Origin of the sequence: Sedimentitalea sediminis, assembly GCF_042687825.1 — a bacterium.
Taxonomy (GTDB): domain Bacteria; phylum Pseudomonadota; class Alphaproteobacteria; order Rhodobacterales; family Rhodobacteraceae; genus Sedimentitalea.
The window spans coordinates 26,162-40,242 of the sequence record NZ_JBHUQE010000004.1 but is presented as its reverse complement, the minus strand read 5'-3'; the positions used below and the strand labels follow the sequence as shown (position 1 = coordinate 40,242).

Below are 14,081 nucleotides of genomic sequence, written 5' to 3'. Positions count from 1 at the left end.
CACCAGGGACAGTGGGTCAGGTTTGGGCGGGGCGCACGAGTTCGCTGCATATTGTCCGAAACGCCGCGCTGGGTCGAAAACGGGCACCGCTGCCCTCTGCCCGACCCTGACCGCCATGGGCGGTCGCCCTCAGGCTTCCAGTTCGGCGTCCCAATACAGAAAGTCCATCCAGCTGTCGTGCAGGTGGTTGGGCGGGAATTTGCGGCCCATGTTGCGCAGTTCTTCGGCGCCGGGCTGACGCGGCGGTTTGCGCAGGCGCATGCCGGTGCGGTGCAGCGGTTTTGAGCCCTTTTTCAGGTTGCAGGGGGAACAGGCCGCCACCACGTTCTGCCAGCTGGTGATCCCGCCGCTGGCGCGCGGCACCACGTGGTCAAAGGTCAGATCGCCCCGGCCGCCGCAATACTGGCAGCGGAATTCATCCCTCAGAAACAAATTAAAGCGCGTGAAGGCCACGCGCTTTTGGGGTTTCACATAGTCTTTCAGGACCACCACCGAGGGTATTCGGATCTCGGTGCTGGGGCTGCGCACCACCTCGTCATATTCGGCGACGATATCGACCCGGTCCAGCCAGGCCGCCTTGATCGCCTCCTGCCAGCTCCACAGGCTGAGCGGGTAATACGAGAGCGGGCGGTAATCGGCATTCAGGACCAATGCCGGGTGGTGGCGCAAGGCGCCGGGCTCTCTTACGAATTCCGTCCTGAACTCTGCCTTCATGGGTGACTCCGTCCTCGCCCTGTCCGCCCGAATTTCCGGCACCAGAGCGGGGAACCCGCCCCAGCATATAAACAACTATATATCGTGGTTGGCCGCTGACAAGCCTTGATGTGCCACAATATGTCGACCTTTCGTGATCGTCATTCTGCCGTGCAACCGTAACCGCCGGATGACAAAAGTTGGTTAATAGGCGCGTCAAGTGGCCGCTCGGGCCTATGCATTCACGGTCATTTCGAATAGGGCCGCCGCATGAGCCGTCTAATCCGTTTCAACAAGCCCTTTGACGTTCTGCCGCAATTTACCGATCCCGGCGGCGACCGTCGCACCCTGGCCGATTTCATCGATCTGCCGGGGGTCTATCCGGCGGGGCGGCTGGACCGCGACAGCGAGGGGCTGATGCTGTTGACCGACGATGGCCGGCTGCAGGCCCGCATCGCCGACCCGAAACACAAGCTGGAAAAATGCTATTGGGTTCAGGTCGAGGGCGAACCCGATGCCACGGCGCTGGCCGCGCTGAGTTCCGGTGTGGTGCTCAAGGACGGCCGCACCCGCCCGGCGCGCGCGCGCCGCATCGCACCGCCCGCCGCGCTGTGGCCGCGCGTACCGCCGATCCGGGTGCGCAAATCCGTGCCCGATTACTGGATCGAGCTGACGATCCGCGAAGGACGCAACCGCCAGGTGCGCCGCATGACGGCGGCGGTCGGCCACCCGACCCTGCGCCTGATCCGGCACCGCATCGGACCCTGGACGCTGGACGCTCTGGCCCCCGGATGCTGGGACCGGCTTGCGCCCCCCTGACAGCGGCCACCGCCGCTGATAGGATCAGGCTATGACGGACGATCCTCTGCCCCCGGCACCCGCGCCCGGCGCGATCCTGGAAACCGCGCTCTATGTCGATGACCTGGACGCCGCCACCGGGTTCTATCAGGACCTGCTGGGGCTGCACGCCTTTCAGACCGTGCCGGGGCGGCATGTGTTCCTTCGCATCGGCGCGGCGGTCTTGCTGCTGTTCAATCCCGACGCCACCGAACGGCCGGGGCGCAACCCGCGCCTGCCGGTGCCGCCGCACGGCGCGCGCGGCGCGGGCCATGTCTGTTTCGCCCTGTCGCGCGAAGACATCGCTGCGATGCGGGCCCGCCTGACCGCTGCCGGCGTTGCGGTGGATGCCGAGTTTGACTGGCCCAACGGCGCGCATTCGCTCTATGTGCGCGATCCTGCGGGCAATTCGGTCGAGTTCGCCGAAGGTTGGTTGTGGGACTAGGCCGACCGCTCGACGGGTCCCGCGCGGACAGAAGCGGGTGATCCCTGCATCCCTGCAGGCAAACCACACTTGTCCCAACGCAAGGCCGCACACTGGCAAAGCTGGTACAATCTGCCTTGGAAATTGGGAGCATGTTGAATGACCGGATCATCACCCCAAGGCAGGACTTACATGGTCGGCGGCGGCATTGCGGCCCTGGCCGCCGCCTTTCACCTGATCCGTGACGCACAGGTGCCGGGGGATCATATCCGTATTTTTGACGACCAGCCCCGCCCGGGCGGCGCCCTGGACGGGTCCGGAGAAGAGAACTGGGGGTATCTCACCCGGGGCGGACGGATGTTCGAGCCCAATTTTGTCAACACTTTCGACCTGTTCGATCATATTCCTTGCGCGGATGATCCGGCAACCTCGGTCACGCAGGACATCATGGCCTTTAACAGGGAAATCCGCGCGGCGTCGAACTGTCGTCTGATCGCAAATGGGAAAAAGGCCGAAATGGATCGGCTGGGTCTGTCGGCAGCGGATATTGTCGCGCTTAACCGTTTGCTGCTGACACCCGAAATCCGGTTGGCGGGACGCACCATCGGCGCGTGGTTTGAGCGCGATTTCTTTGACGGCAATTTCTGGATCATGTGGTCCAGCATGTTTTCCTTTCAGCCCTGGCATTCGGTGGCCGAAATGCGGCGCTACATGCAAAGGTTCATGCACCTGTTTCCGGGCCTGCACCGGATACGGGGCGTCCTGCGCACCCGCTATAATCAATATGACAGCCTGATCGCGCCGCTTGTGACCTGGCTCACCGGGCAAGGCGTGCGCATCGACGTGGCGACCGAAGTCACCGGTCTGGACATTGACGGCGACAACACCGGACGGAACGTGCGCGCGATCCACCTGAACGGCGGCACCCGGGTGGCCGTGCGCAATCAGGACCGGGTCTTTGTCACACTGGGTTCGATGACCGATGCCTGCACCTACGGAACCAACGAATTTGCCCCACCGTCGAAGAACCCGAAAAACCCGTCCTGGGACCTGTGGCGGGATCTGGCGCGCCGGCATGACGGGTTCGGACGTCCCGAAACCTTTTGCGGCGCCGTTGGAAAAACCCAATGGTCATCTTTTACCGTCACCATGGACCACCCCGCGTTTCGTGACCATCTGGAACAGTTCACCGGCAACGCCACCGGGACCGGCGGTCTGATCACCATCCGGGACAGCGCCTGGCTGCTGTCTTTCGTGATGTTCGCACAGCCGCATTTCCGTGCGGCCCCCGAAGGATCGGTGATCTTCTGGGGTTACGGGCTGCGTGGCGATCGCAATGGCGATTTTGTGGCCAAACCGATGCTCGCGGCCAGTGGCGACGAGATCATCGCAGAGTTGTGCGGCCACTTGCGCCTGACGCCGGAACAATGCGGCTGGTTCAAAGGCGCACGGGTCGTACCCTGCCGAATGCCCTATATCACCAGCCAGTTCATGCCCCGCCGGCCCGGTGACCGCCCCCGGACCCGGCCCGACGGCGCTGGCAATTTCGCGCTGATGGGGCAGTTCGTGGACCTGCCGCGCGACACGGTGTTCACCGTCGAATATTCGGTGCGCAGTGCCCGAGCAGCGGTGGCCGCCCTGACCGGTAAGGGCGCGCCGATCCCGGTGGTGCGCACCGACCGCGACCCCATGGTTCTATTGCGTGCCGCCAAGGTGCTGCTGCGCGCCTGATCCGGTCCGGGGCGCAAATCAAAGGCCCAGCTTGTCGCGCATGAAGGCCAGTGCAACGCTCAGACCGTCAGGCGCGATGCCGTGGCCGGTGCCTTTCATGACATGGGCATAGACATCCTGCCAGCCGGCCGATTGCAGCGCCTGCGCCGCCTCGGGCAGCGACTGCGGTGGCACCACGTCATCGACATCGCCATGCACCAACAGAACCGGTGGGCGCACGACAGCCTCGTCAGACAGGGTATCGGGCGACATCAGACGCCCGGAAAAGGCGACGATCCCGGCCACAGCATCCTCGCGGCGCGGGGCCACATGCAGCGCCATCATCGTGCCCTGAGAGAAACCGAACAGCACCACCTGTTCGGGCAGCACGTCCTCGTCCACCATCAGCGCATCGAGAAAGGCGTTCAGATCATCCACCGCCGCGGCCATGCCGCGCATGGCCTCCTCTTCGCTGGAGCCGTCGATCCAGGGGATCGGAAACCACTGATAGCCACCGGGCATGCCGGGGATGGTTTCCGGCGCGTCCGGCGCCACGAACAGCGTGTCGGGCAGATGCTCGCCCAGCGGGTCCGCCAGCCCCAGCAGATCGGCGCCATTGGCGCCATAGCCGTGCAGAAACACCACGATCGACCGCGTGGTGCCGGATTTCGGCGCTTTGCGGCCTGCGTTCAATACTCGTGTCATCTTGTCCCCTGTCCCTGAAAATTGCGCGACCCGGCGCGGCGGCGCACGGGTTGCCGAATTGGCAGGGTTCTGCCATGCCCCCCGCCCAAGGACAAGCTGCCCCGGTCAGTCCGAGATGCCGCGCCTTTCGGTGACCAGACGGTAATACGCCCACAACAGCCGCGCCGCCACCGACCGCCAGGGCGACCAGTCGGCCGCCATGTCCCGCAGCGCCCGCTCGCGCGGCCGCTCGGGCAGATCAAACAGCACCCGCGCGGATTCCTGCAGCGCCAGATCGCCGGCGGCAAAGACATCGGCCCGCCCGAGGCTGAACATGGCGTAGATTTCCGCCGTCCAGACCCCGATGCCCGGCACCTCGGTCAAGGTGGCGATCACCTGCGGCGTCGGCAGGCGGCGCAGCGCGGCATAGTCGATCCGTGCTTCCGCCAGCGCACGGGCATAGCGCATCTTTTGCCGGCTGAGACCGGCGGCCCGCAGCGCGTCGTCATCGGCCCGCAAAATCGCATCGGCATCGGTCAGCCCGGCCTGCTGCATCCGTCCCCAGATCGCGTCCGCCGAGGCGACGCTGACCTGCTGGCTGACGATGGCGCTCAGCAGCTGGTCGAACCCGTCCGGGCGTAGCCGCAGCGGCAAGGGTCCGGTGCTCTGCAGCGCGACTGAAAACAACGGCTGACGCGCCGCCAGCCAATCCGCCCCCTCGGCAATACAGGCGTCACCGATGATGACCCGCCCGATCTTTGGATCGGCCGTCATCGCGCCTGGGCCATGCCGCCGGCATTCGGCAGCGGGGTCGGTGTTTGGCAACCTTGATCCATGCCGCCGAGTCTAGCCCCGGACCCGCGCCTTGCAAGCGGCTTGTATATCGCGGTTATTGAATATACTCCCCCCCCCATGACGGATCCGATCGACGATAGACGCGCCCGGCGCAATGTCTGGGTGCTGGTGGCGGCCCAGGCGCTTTTGGGATCGCAGATGGCCATGATCTTCACCATCGGCGGGCTGGCCGGGCAATCGCTGGCCAGCAATATCTGCCTGGCGACGCTGCCGATTTCGCTGATCGTGTTGGGTTCGATGCTGTCGGCGACACCCGTGTCGGCGATCATGCAGAAATTTGGTCGCCGCACCGGGTTCTTTTTTGGGGCGCTCGGCGGTGCTCTGGGGGGGATCATCGGGGCCTACGGGTTGTATCTGGGGTCCTTTCCGATCTTTCTGGTCGGCAGTTTCGCAACCGGCATCTACATGAGCGCGCAAGGCTTTTACCGCTTTGCCGCCGCTGATACCGCGTCGGATGCCTTTCGCCCCAAGGCGATTTCCTATGTGATGGCCGGGGGGCTGGCCTCGGCGATCATCGGTCCGCAACTGGTCAAGGCGACCAGCACCGCCTTTGTGATCCCGTTCATCGGCACCTATCTGGCGGTGATCGCGATCAACCTGATTGGCGCGGTTTTGTTCCTGTTTCTCGACATTCCCAAACCCGCCGCACCGGCAATCGATGCGCCGCGCGGACGCAGCCGCTGGCAGTTGATCACCACCCCGCGCATCGCCGTCGCGGTGATCTGCGCCATGGTATCCTATGCGCTGATGAACCTGGTCATGACCTCGACCCCGCTGGCCGTGGTCGGCTGTGGCTTTACCGAAGGCAACGCCGCCGACGTGGTCAGCAGCCACGTGCTGGCCATGTTCGCGCCCTCGTTCTTTACCGGTCACCTGATCGCGCGTTTTGGCGTCGAGCGCATCGTGGCGCTGGGGCTGGTGATCCTGGCCGGCGCCGGCGCGGTGGCCCTGAGCGGTGTCTCGCTGGAGAACTTCTTTGTCGCGCTGGTCCTGCTGGGCCTGGGCTGGAATTTCGGGTTCATCGGCGCCACCACCATGCTGGCCAGCGCCCACGAACCGCACGAGCGCGGCCGCATGCAGGGGCTGAACGATCTGCTGGTCTTTGGCGGCGTCACCGTCGCCTCGCTGGCTTCGGGCGGGTTGATGAACTGTTCCGGGGGCACCGCGACCGAGGGCTGGACCGCGGTCAACATGGCGATGGCGCCCTTCCTGTTCCTGGCCGGCGGTGCGCTGTTGTGGCTGATGCTGCAACCGCGGGCACAGAACGCCTAGGGGTTTTCGCCGTATCCTACCAGCGGCCTGTCGCGGCCCGCGCCATCAGACTGGCGCGCCTGCGGGCTTCGCTGGTGCCCAGTTCGCCCGCCGCGACCCGCGCCGGTTGTCGCATCGCCTGCTGCAGGATCGGCCTGGCCTGCCAGCCCGCCAGCAGCGCCGGGGCCGCCGCCCGGCTGACCGCGCCGCGCTGGCTGCGCGCCCGCGCCAGTCGCGCCAGCCCCCGTTCGGCCAGCGCCCGCACCCCGTCAGGCGTGCCATCCAGCAGCGGCACCCGCTTGTGCGCCTCCAGCTCGGGAATGGCGCGCAGCCAGTTGGCTAGCCCCGCGGCATAAGCGAAATCGCGCACCACGGTTTCCTCGGCCGGTCCCAACGTGCGCGCCGCGATCCACATCAGGGTGCCCGCGCTCTGGTCGATATAGCGGTCAAAATGCGCCGCATCCTCGAACGGATCGCGATAGATGTCCCAACGGCGCACCGCGATCATTTCATCGGCTTGCGCGGCCAGGTCGGGCGTCAGAACCGACGCCAGCGGCGTAACCACCTCGTGCCGCCGCACCGGACCGCCGGCGGCGATCTCGGCCAGCGCATCGCGCCACCATTGCAGGCGCATCTCGGCGATCATGCTTTCCTGCGTCACCCAGGGCGCACGCGCCACCTCGACGTTCAGCGCATAGACCGGAAACAGCACGCGCCGCGCCGCCACCGGCGCCGCCATCGCCGCCAGAAACCGGTCGGGATCGGCCTTTTGCACCAGCGCCGCGCAGGCGGTCAGGTCAGCGCTGAACGTCACGGATCAGTTTCCAGCGGATCGCGTCCAGCAGGGCCTCGAAACTGGCATCGACGATGTTCGGGCTGACCCCTACCGTGGACCAGCGCCGCCCCTTGCCGTCCTCGCTGTCGATAATCACGCGGGTCACCGCCTCGGTGCCGCCTTGGGTGATCCGCACCTTGAAATCGACCAGCCGCATATCCTCGAGCACCGCCGAATACTGGCCGAGATCCTTGGCCAGCGCCCGGCTCAGCGCGTTCACCGGACCGCGATCGCTGCCCGAGGCGTCCATCGATTCGCTGACCGACAGGCGCTTTTCGCCATCGACCTTGACCACGACCACGGCCTCGGACAGGCTGACCACCCGGTTGTATTTGTTCTTGCGCCGCTCGACCGTCACCTTGTAGCGCTTGACCTCGAAATACTCGGGCAACTGCCCCAGCGCCTCGCGGGCCAGCAATTCGAAACTGGCCTGCGCCGTGTCATAGGAATAGCCCTGATCCTCGCGCGCCTTGATCCGGTCCAGAATGAGACCCAGCGCCGGGTCCTTGGCCGCCACCTTCAGCCCGGCATCCGCCAGCCGCTTGCGCAGGTTGGACTGGCCGGCCTGGTTGGACATGGGGATGATACGCGCATTGCCCACCCGCTCGGGCGGGATATGTTCATAGGTCGACGGGTCCTTGACGATGGCGCTGGCATGCAGCCCGGCCTTGTGGGCAAAGGCGCTGGCCCCGACATAGGGCGCCTGGCGCATCGGCACCCGGTTCAGGATGTCATCCAGCATCCGGGAAATCCGTGTCAGCCCGGTCAGCGCCTTGCGGCTGACGCCGGTCTCGAACTGGCTGGCATAGGGTTCTTTCAGCAGCAGCGTCGGGATCAGCGAGGTCAGATTGGCGTTGCCGCAGCGCTCGCCCAGCCCGTTCAGCGTACCCTGCACCTGACGCGCCCCGGCCTCGATCGCGGCCAGCGAACAGGCGACGGCGTTCTCGGTGTCATTGTGCGTGTGGATGCCCAGCCGGTCGCCGGGGATGCCGGCGGCGATCACCTCGGTCACGACCCGGCCGACCTGCGAGGGCAACGCACCGCCATTGGTGTCGCACAACACGATCCAGCGCGCGCCGGCCTCCATGGCGGCGGTACAGGCGGCCAGCGCATAATCCGGGTTGTCGCGATAACCGTCAAAGAAATGCTCGGCGTCAAACAGAGCCTCGCGGCCCTGCGCGACGATATGGGCGACCGAGGCGCCGATATTTTCCAGGTTCTCGTCCAGCGTGATCCCCAGCGCCGCCTCGACGTGATAGTCATGCGACTTGCCGACCAGACAGACGCTGTCGGTGCCGGCATTCATCACCGCCGCCAAAACCTCGTCATTGGCGGCAGACCGTCCGGCGCGTTTGGTCATGCCAAAGGCGGTCAGGGTCGCGCGGGTCTGGGGTGCCACCTCGAAAAAGGCGCTGTCGGTCGGGTTCGCGCCGGGCCAGCCGCCCTCGATATAGTCCACCCCCAGTGCGTCCAGCGCCTGGGTGATCTGCACCTTTTCGGCGGTCGAGAACTGCACGCCCTGGGTCTGCTGCCCGTCGCGCAGGGTGGTGTCGTAGAGATAAAGGCGTTCGCGGGTCATGTCGCGCACCCTCCTGCGAAAAGGGCCGCGCCCGAGCCTGGGGTGAGGCCCGTCTTGGAAACTGTCCAGTGGACAGTTTCAGGGCCGAACGGGCGGCGCCCCGGGGGCACGATGGATCTTGCCACTACGGAAGGGCCGCGCCCGACCCTGGGTGGGCGCATACAACTGTCGAAGAAGGAATTGTCGGCGTCGCATGGCGAAACGGGGCTTCGGCGCGAGGCCTCACCCATGCGCCCTCCCGGGGGGAGGGTTGGGCGCGGCCCGGCGTGCCGCCAGGCAAGACGATGCCGTGAAAAGGTCATTTCAGGGCCTCCAGTTTTGCTGCATCCAACACACTGTTTTCGTCAAGGGCCGCCTGCGGGCCATCCCCCGTTGCCCTTACCGTCACACCCATTGCCTCCAAAGCCCCTTTGATTTGGTCGGCCTCTGAGTAATTTTTTCGGTCGCGCAGGGCCTGCCACTTCAAAAGCACCTCGTGCAGCAGCTCTTGGGCGGCGCTGAGATTGCCGTCGCCAATCATGGAAACGCCAACCCTTTCTACTGTCTCCTCTCGAAACCAGTCGATGTCTTCGGCGTCCGGAAAACCAAGAAACCGCATCGCTGCTTTCAGCGGTTTGGCCCCCATTTTGTCCATTTCACTCAGTGCAAGATGGGTATTGAGATCATTTTTCAGAGCAGCCTCGACGCTTGCAGAAACGGTAGGAGATGCTTCGACGCCGTCCGTTTTCCGAAACCATCGGGTCAATCGTTTTCTGGCTTGCTCCGCCTTCGCCGCCGTCCAGTCCATCGGCTTGCGGTAATGCGTGGACAGGAACACGAACCGGATCACCTCGCCCGGAATCCCCTGATCCAGCAGGTCGCGCACGGTAAAGAAATTGCCCAGGCTCTTGGACATCTTCTTGCCCTCGACCTGCAGCATCTCGTTATGCATCCAGACCCGCGCGAATTCGCCCGTGGGATGGGCGCAGCAGCTTTGGGCGATCTCGTTCTCGTGGTGCGGGAACATCAGGTCGTTGCCGCCGCCATGAATGTCGAACGACTCGCCCAGCAATTCATGGCTCATGGCCGAGCACTCGATATGCCAGCCGGGCCGTCCCCGGCCCCAGGGCGACGGCCACCCCGGCAGATCGTCGGATGACGGTTTCCACAGCACGAAATCCATCGGGTTTCGCTTGTAGGGCGCCACCTCGACCCGCGCCCCGGCGATCATGTCATCGACCGAGCGCCCCGACAGTTTTCCGTAATGCGCGCGCCAGCTGTCTACCGCGAACAGCACATGCCCCTCGGCGGCATAGGCATGGCCCTTGGCGATCAATTCCTCGATCATCGCCACCATCTGCGGAATATACTGCGTGGCGCGTGGCATGTGGGTCGGCTGCAAAGCCCCCAGTGCACCCATGTCGTCCAGAAACCACTGGGTCGTTTCGGCGGTGATCTCTGCGATCTGGCGTCCGGTCTCGGCGGCCCGCGCGTTGATCTTGTCATCGACATCGGTGAAGTTGCGCACATAGGTGACGTGATCGGCGCCATAGACATGGCGCAGCAAACGATAAAGCACATCGAACACCACCACGGGTCGCGCATTGCCCAGATGCGCCCGGTCATAGACCGTGGGTCCGCAGACATACATCCGAACATTGTCCGCATCGATGGGAACAAATTCCTCTTTGCGGCGCGTCCGTGTGTTGTGCAGCTTGATCGTCATGTCAGGGTCCTCACGCAGTCAGCGCGGGCTTAGCAACTTGTTCCATGGAAGAAAACGTCAGAAACCGGCCCGCTGGATGGTTCAGCAGGGAATGCAGCAGATAATGATGCGAATGCGGTTCATGCGCCCGCTCTAGCACAGCCCGCGGCGCGCGCCAAGCCTTGGCCCCGGAGCGCGCAGGGCTGCAGCACTTGTGTCTCAGAACCGAAAGGCGGCCCGCAAGGTAAAGGTGTTCAGCTTGGCATCGACCCCGCTGCCTCCGACGCTCTTGAAATCCTGATACAGATATTCCCCCGAAAGGCTCCATTGCGGCGAAGCCAGAACGGACATGCCGACCCCGAAGAAGGCGTCGGTCTTGCTGCCCAATGTCGATTTCAGACGCGCCGGGCCGGTCACGAAATACCCCAATACGTCTCCGAAATCATACCCCAGACGCAGCTTGGCGCGGGTCACGTAATCGGCATTGAGCGCCCCGTTTGTGCCGAAATCGACATTCAGACGATCATAATCCAATTCGCCGCCCAGCACCCAGTCGCCGAAATCATAGTCATAACCCGCATTGACGCCATAGGTGGCAGCGCTGCCATCGCCGCTGCCGTCCGAGGGATCGACATTGGCGTAACCGGCCTGTCCGCCGACATAGCCGCCGGTCCAGTCCTCGGCCCGGGCAGACGGGCCTGACAAGGTCGCCGCCATCGTGGCCAGCGCAGCAGCCGATAAGAGGGTTTTCATCGATCCGTCCTCGCTTGCTGTTCAATACACGGCCGGAAATCGGCCAGACCGAAACACGCATCCCCCAAAGCGCACAGCTATCCTGACAGTCAGTAGACGCTGATATGATGATTCAAATCAAGTGGATACAGTCGATTCTTTGTGCAAAAAACCGTTCCCCCGCAGGTGGGCAGGTCTGACCCGCGATCCCGCCTCGGACGACGCAAACGGGCCGACCCGGTCGCAAACAAGACAGATCGCCCCGGATGACAGGGCAGAGTGAAACCTGACAGGAGGTGGCATGCAGGCTGAACAGAGCAAGATATGCCTGGTTTCGCGCACCATCGGCGCCAGTCGGGGGCTGGCCGCGCGTGGGCGGCCGCGGCAGCGCTGACGTCCCCCAGAACCGACATCCTGACACGAGAAGACCGCCCATGAACGACCGACCCAATCCCCCCTCGCCCAGCCGCAGCGGCGGGCGCGCCGCGCGACGCGCTGCCCGTGCAGCACCGCTGGCCGATCACCTGCGCCCGGTGCGGCCCGGCCTGAGCGGCGGCACCTACAGCGCGCTGACCGACACGGACTGCACCCGGATACATCAGACCGCGCTGGACGCGCTGGAGCAGATCGGGCTGGCCGACGCGCCGGAAAGCGGCATCCGGCTCCTGATCGATGCCGGTGCGATACTGGGGGCGGATGGCCGCATCCGGTTTCCCCGCGCGCTGGTCGAGGACACCCTGGCGGGCGCCAACCGGGCCATCACCCTGATGGGACGAGACGCGGCGCATGATCTGGACCTCAGCGGCACGCGCGTGCATTTCGGCACGGCCGGCGCCGCCGTTCACATGGTCGAGCCGGACGGGCGCAGCTATCGCGAGTCCACCGTGCAGGATCTGCACGACGCGGCGCGCATCGCCGACCGGCTGGACAATATCCATTTCCTGCAACGTCCCATGGTCTGCCGCGACATTCCGGACAATCTCGAGATGGACCTGAACACCATCTATGCCTGCTGTTCGGGCACCACCAAGCATGTCGGCGTGTCCTTTACCGAACCCGGTTTCGTCAAACACGGGTTGGACATGCTGCACATGATCGCCGGCGGCGAGGACGCCTGGCGGGCCCGGCCCTTTGTCTCGAACACCAATTGCTTTGTCGTGCCGCCGATGAAATTCGCCACCGAAAGCTGTCAGGTCATGGAGCAGGTGATCCGGGGCGGCATGCCCGTCCTGCTGCTGTCGGCCGGCATGGCCGGCGCCACCGCTCCGGCGACCATCGCCGGCGCCATCGTGCAGGCGGTGGCTGAATGTCTGGCCGGGCTGGTCTATGTCAACGCCGTGCAGCCGGGCCACCCGGCGGTATTCGGCACCTGGCCCTTTGGGCTGGACCTGCGCAGCGGGGCGATGACCGGCGGCTCTGGCGAACAGGCGCTGCTGACGGCGGGCTGCGCGCGGATGCACCGGTATTATGGTCTGCCCGGCGGCGCGGCGGCGGGGATCGCGGATTCGAAACTGCCGGACATGCAGGCCGGCTGGGAGCAGATGTGCTCGAATGTCATGGCCGGGCTGTCGGGTCTGAACATGGTCTACGAGGCCGCCGGCATGCATGCCTCGCTGCTGGGGTTCTGCCATGAAACGCTGATCCTGGGGGATGATCTGATCGGTCAGGCGCTGCGCTGCGTGCGCGGCATCGAAGTGACCGAAGACACGCTGGCGCTGGACCAGATCCGCGCCGTCTGCTTGGCGGGGCCCGGTCATTATCTGGGCACCGAACAGACGCTGGGGCGGATGCAGGCGGATCATGTCTATCCCGCGCTCGGCAACCGGATGTCGCCCAAGGAATGGGATGAACGGGGCAAGCCCGACCTGATCGCCGCGGCGAGCGCGCGCAAGGACGCGATCCTGGCGCAGCGGTCCGCCGCGCGGTTCGACGCCGCCACGGATGCTATGATCCGGGCCCGTTTCAACATTCACCTGCCGACATAGGGGCGCGGGGGACAACGGATACCGGCGCCCAGAGAGACTCTGGACGCCGGCGGCCTGCCCGTCCTTTCCTTTGATTTTCGGCCGTACCCTAGGTTTTCGGCAGCAGCCCCGCATCTTCGGCGGCGGTTACTTCGTCCTGGTCCAGCGCGCCGTCGGCGTTTGCATCCATCGCCGAGAAACTTTCCGCTGTGGTGTCCGGCAACACCGCCTGTACCTCGTCCAGGGTCAGCATCCCGTCGCCATTGGCATCGATCCCCGAGGCGGCAACGGCGGTGACCGGCAGCAGAATGGCCAGGGCGGTCAGAAATTTCGGTGTCATGTCGTGTTCTCCTGTTCAGATGTCCGGCTCCCTTTTTCATGGGAGCGCAGGGAACCAGAACCCGCCCTGCCGCCGGGCGCCAGAGTCCGGGCCGATCCGCCCTGGCACGCGCCAAAGCCCGCCTGCCGGGGCGCGCGACTCGGGCGAGGTCTCGCGGATGCAACAGGGGGGAAATCCGCTCGGCCACTTTCCCCGCCGGGTCATTACCGGTTTCGGCGGCGGGTCGCCGCATCCCGGGATCACGCGGCGGCGACTCGGGGTCGGCGCATTGTCGCCGGCGCACGAAAGAACGGGGCGCCAGAGCGCCCCGTTTGAGTTTCGCCGTTCAGGCTCATCTAGTTTACCGCCCGGTGTTTTTTTGCCTGCGGCCTGAACGTCGTCCAGAGCGAGCGCACCCGCCCCTTGTACCGTGGAAATCCGCCGGATTTCCGCGGCGTGAGACAGAGCGGAAACCAAGGGTTTCTGCGGAGTCTCACCCCATTGATATGAAGCG

At 65.1% G+C, this 14,081-nt stretch carries 13 protein-coding genes; 5 read left to right on the top strand and 8 right to left on the bottom strand.

Annotation, left to right across the window (positions count from 1 at the left end):
* Nucleotides 1-129: 129 nt before the first annotated feature.
* A complete protein-coding gene (locus tag ACFMPD_RS04885; protein ID WP_380992397.1) occupies nt 130-714 on the bottom strand; it encodes an HNH endonuclease in 585 nt (194 codons plus the stop codon).
* A gap of 249 nt (nt 715-963) precedes the next feature.
* On the opposite strand from ACFMPD_RS04885, the gene ACFMPD_RS04880 reads away from it, so the two are divergent.
* The 3 genes from ACFMPD_RS04880 (at nt 964) to ACFMPD_RS04870 (ending at nt 3,685) form a co-directional block, all read left to right on the top strand.
* The gene (locus ACFMPD_RS04880; protein WP_380992395.1) at nt 964-1,512 is read left to right on the top strand and encodes a pseudouridine synthase; all 549 of its coding nucleotides are present in this window, start codon (nt 964-966) and stop codon (nt 1,510-1,512) included.
* A 31-nt stretch (nt 1,513-1,543) separates the two neighbouring features.
* On the top strand, nt 1,544-1,975 hold the full coding sequence (locus ACFMPD_RS04875; RefSeq protein WP_380992393.1) for a VOC family protein: 432 nt from the start codon (nt 1,544-1,546) through the stop codon (nt 1,973-1,975).
* 138 nt (nt 1,976-2,113) lie between these two features.
* Nucleotides 2,114-3,685: an oleate hydratase gene (locus ACFMPD_RS04870; protein WP_380992391.1), complete on the top strand. Its 1,572-nt coding sequence runs from the start codon at nt 2,114-2,116 to the stop codon at nt 3,683-3,685.
* Nucleotides 3,686-3,703: 18 nt separating this feature from the next.
* On the opposite strand, the gene ACFMPD_RS04865 is transcribed toward ACFMPD_RS04870, so the two are convergent.
* Together ACFMPD_RS04865 and ACFMPD_RS04860 are read right to left on the bottom strand one after the other, a co-directional pair.
* On the bottom strand, nt 3,704-4,369 hold the full coding sequence (locus tag ACFMPD_RS04865; protein ID WP_380992389.1) for an alpha/beta hydrolase: 666 nt from the start codon (nt 4,367-4,369) through the stop codon (nt 3,704-3,706).
* A gap of 105 nt (nt 4,370-4,474) precedes the next feature.
* Entirely contained in the window at nt 4,475-5,122 is a 648-nt protein-coding gene (locus tag ACFMPD_RS04860) for a DNA-3-methyladenine glycosylase family protein (protein WP_380992387.1), read from the bottom strand.
* A 138-nt stretch (nt 5,123-5,260) separates the two neighbouring features.
* Between ACFMPD_RS04860 and ACFMPD_RS04855 the strand changes: the two genes are divergently transcribed.
* On the top strand, nt 5,261-6,475 hold the full coding sequence (locus tag ACFMPD_RS04855; RefSeq protein ID WP_380992385.1) for an MFS transporter: 1,215 nt from the start codon (nt 5,261-5,263) through the stop codon (nt 6,473-6,475).
* Nucleotides 6,476-6,491: 16 nt separating this feature from the next.
* On the opposite strand, the gene ACFMPD_RS04850 is transcribed toward ACFMPD_RS04855, so the two are convergent.
* The 4 genes from ACFMPD_RS04850 to ACFMPD_RS04835 all read right to left on the bottom strand — a co-directional run bounded on the left by ACFMPD_RS04850 (nt 6,492) and on the right by ACFMPD_RS04835 (nt 11,305).
* Nucleotides 6,492-7,268, bottom strand: a complete 777-nt coding sequence (locus ACFMPD_RS04850; RefSeq protein ID WP_380992383.1) for a squalene/phytoene synthase family protein — start codon at nt 7,266-7,268, stop codon at nt 6,492-6,494.
* Nucleotides 7,252-8,868 (bottom strand): citramalate synthase, encoded by a 1,617-nt coding sequence (cimA, locus tag ACFMPD_RS04845; RefSeq protein ID WP_380992381.1) that lies wholly within the window; start codon nt 8,866-8,868, stop codon nt 7,252-7,254. Before cimA ends, ACFMPD_RS04850 begins: the two co-directional genes overlap by 17 nt.
* Nucleotides 8,869-9,166: 298 nt before the next feature.
* The gene (cysS, locus tag ACFMPD_RS04840) at nt 9,167-10,573 is read right to left on the bottom strand and encodes a cysteine--tRNA ligase (protein ID WP_380992379.1); all 1,407 of its coding nucleotides are present in this window, start codon (nt 10,571-10,573) and stop codon (nt 9,167-9,169) included.
* A gap of 198 nt (nt 10,574-10,771) precedes the next feature.
* Complete coding sequence (locus ACFMPD_RS04835; protein WP_380992377.1) at nt 10,772-11,305, bottom strand: outer membrane protein; 534 nt, start codon at nt 11,303-11,305, stop codon at nt 10,772-10,774.
* 413 nt (nt 11,306-11,718) lie between these two features.
* Here ACFMPD_RS04835 and ACFMPD_RS04830 point away from each other — a divergent pair, with 413 nt between their 5' ends.
* Entirely contained in the window at nt 11,719-13,269 is a 1,551-nt protein-coding gene (locus tag ACFMPD_RS04830; RefSeq protein ID WP_380992375.1) for a trimethylamine methyltransferase family protein, read from the top strand.
* Between the two features lie 88 nt (nt 13,270-13,357).
* Here the strand turns inward: ACFMPD_RS04830 and ACFMPD_RS04825 are convergent, their stop codons facing one another.
* The gene (locus ACFMPD_RS04825; protein ID WP_380992373.1) at nt 13,358-13,588 is read right to left on the bottom strand and encodes a hypothetical protein; all 231 of its coding nucleotides are present in this window, start codon (nt 13,586-13,588) and stop codon (nt 13,358-13,360) included.
* Nucleotides 13,589-14,081 lie beyond the last annotated feature (493 nt).

Excerpts from the sequence above, each read along its gene's own strand:
- ACFMPD_RS04885 (WP_380992397.1), bottom strand. The coding sequence starts at position 714 with ATGAAGGCAGAGTTCAGGACGGAATTCGTAAGAGAGCCCGGCGCCTTG.
- ACFMPD_RS04880 (WP_380992395.1), top strand. The coding sequence starts at position 964 with ATGAGCCGTCTAATCCGTTTCAACAAGCCCTTTGACGTTCTGCCGCAA.
- ACFMPD_RS04875 (WP_380992393.1), top strand. The coding sequence starts at position 1,544 with ATGACGGACGATCCTCTGCCCCCGGCACCCGCGCCCGGCGCGATCCTG.
- ACFMPD_RS04870 (WP_380992391.1), top strand. The coding sequence starts at position 2,114 with ATGACCGGATCATCACCCCAAGGCAGGACTTACATGGTCGGCGGCGGC.
- ACFMPD_RS04865 (WP_380992389.1), bottom strand. The coding sequence starts at position 4,369 with ATGACACGAGTATTGAACGCAGGCCGCAAAGCGCCGAAATCCGGCACC.
- ACFMPD_RS04860 (WP_380992387.1), bottom strand. The coding sequence starts at position 5,122 with ATGACGGCCGATCCAAAGATCGGGCGGGTCATCATCGGTGACGCCTGT.
- ACFMPD_RS04855 (WP_380992385.1), top strand. The coding sequence starts at position 5,261 with ATGACGGATCCGATCGACGATAGACGCGCCCGGCGCAATGTCTGGGTG.
- cimA (WP_380992381.1), bottom strand. The coding sequence starts at position 8,868 with ATGACCCGCGAACGCCTTTATCTCTACGACACCACCCTGCGCGACGGG.
- cysS (WP_380992379.1), bottom strand. The coding sequence starts at position 10,573 with ATGACGATCAAGCTGCACAACACACGGACGCGCCGCAAAGAGGAATTT.
- ACFMPD_RS04835 (WP_380992377.1), bottom strand. The coding sequence starts at position 11,305 with ATGAAAACCCTCTTATCGGCTGCTGCGCTGGCCACGATGGCGGCGACC.
- ACFMPD_RS04830 (WP_380992375.1), top strand. The coding sequence starts at position 11,719 with ATGAACGACCGACCCAATCCCCCCTCGCCCAGCCGCAGCGGCGGGCGC.
- ACFMPD_RS04825 (WP_380992373.1), bottom strand. The coding sequence starts at position 13,588 with ATGACACCGAAATTTCTGACCGCCCTGGCCATTCTGCTGCCGGTCACC.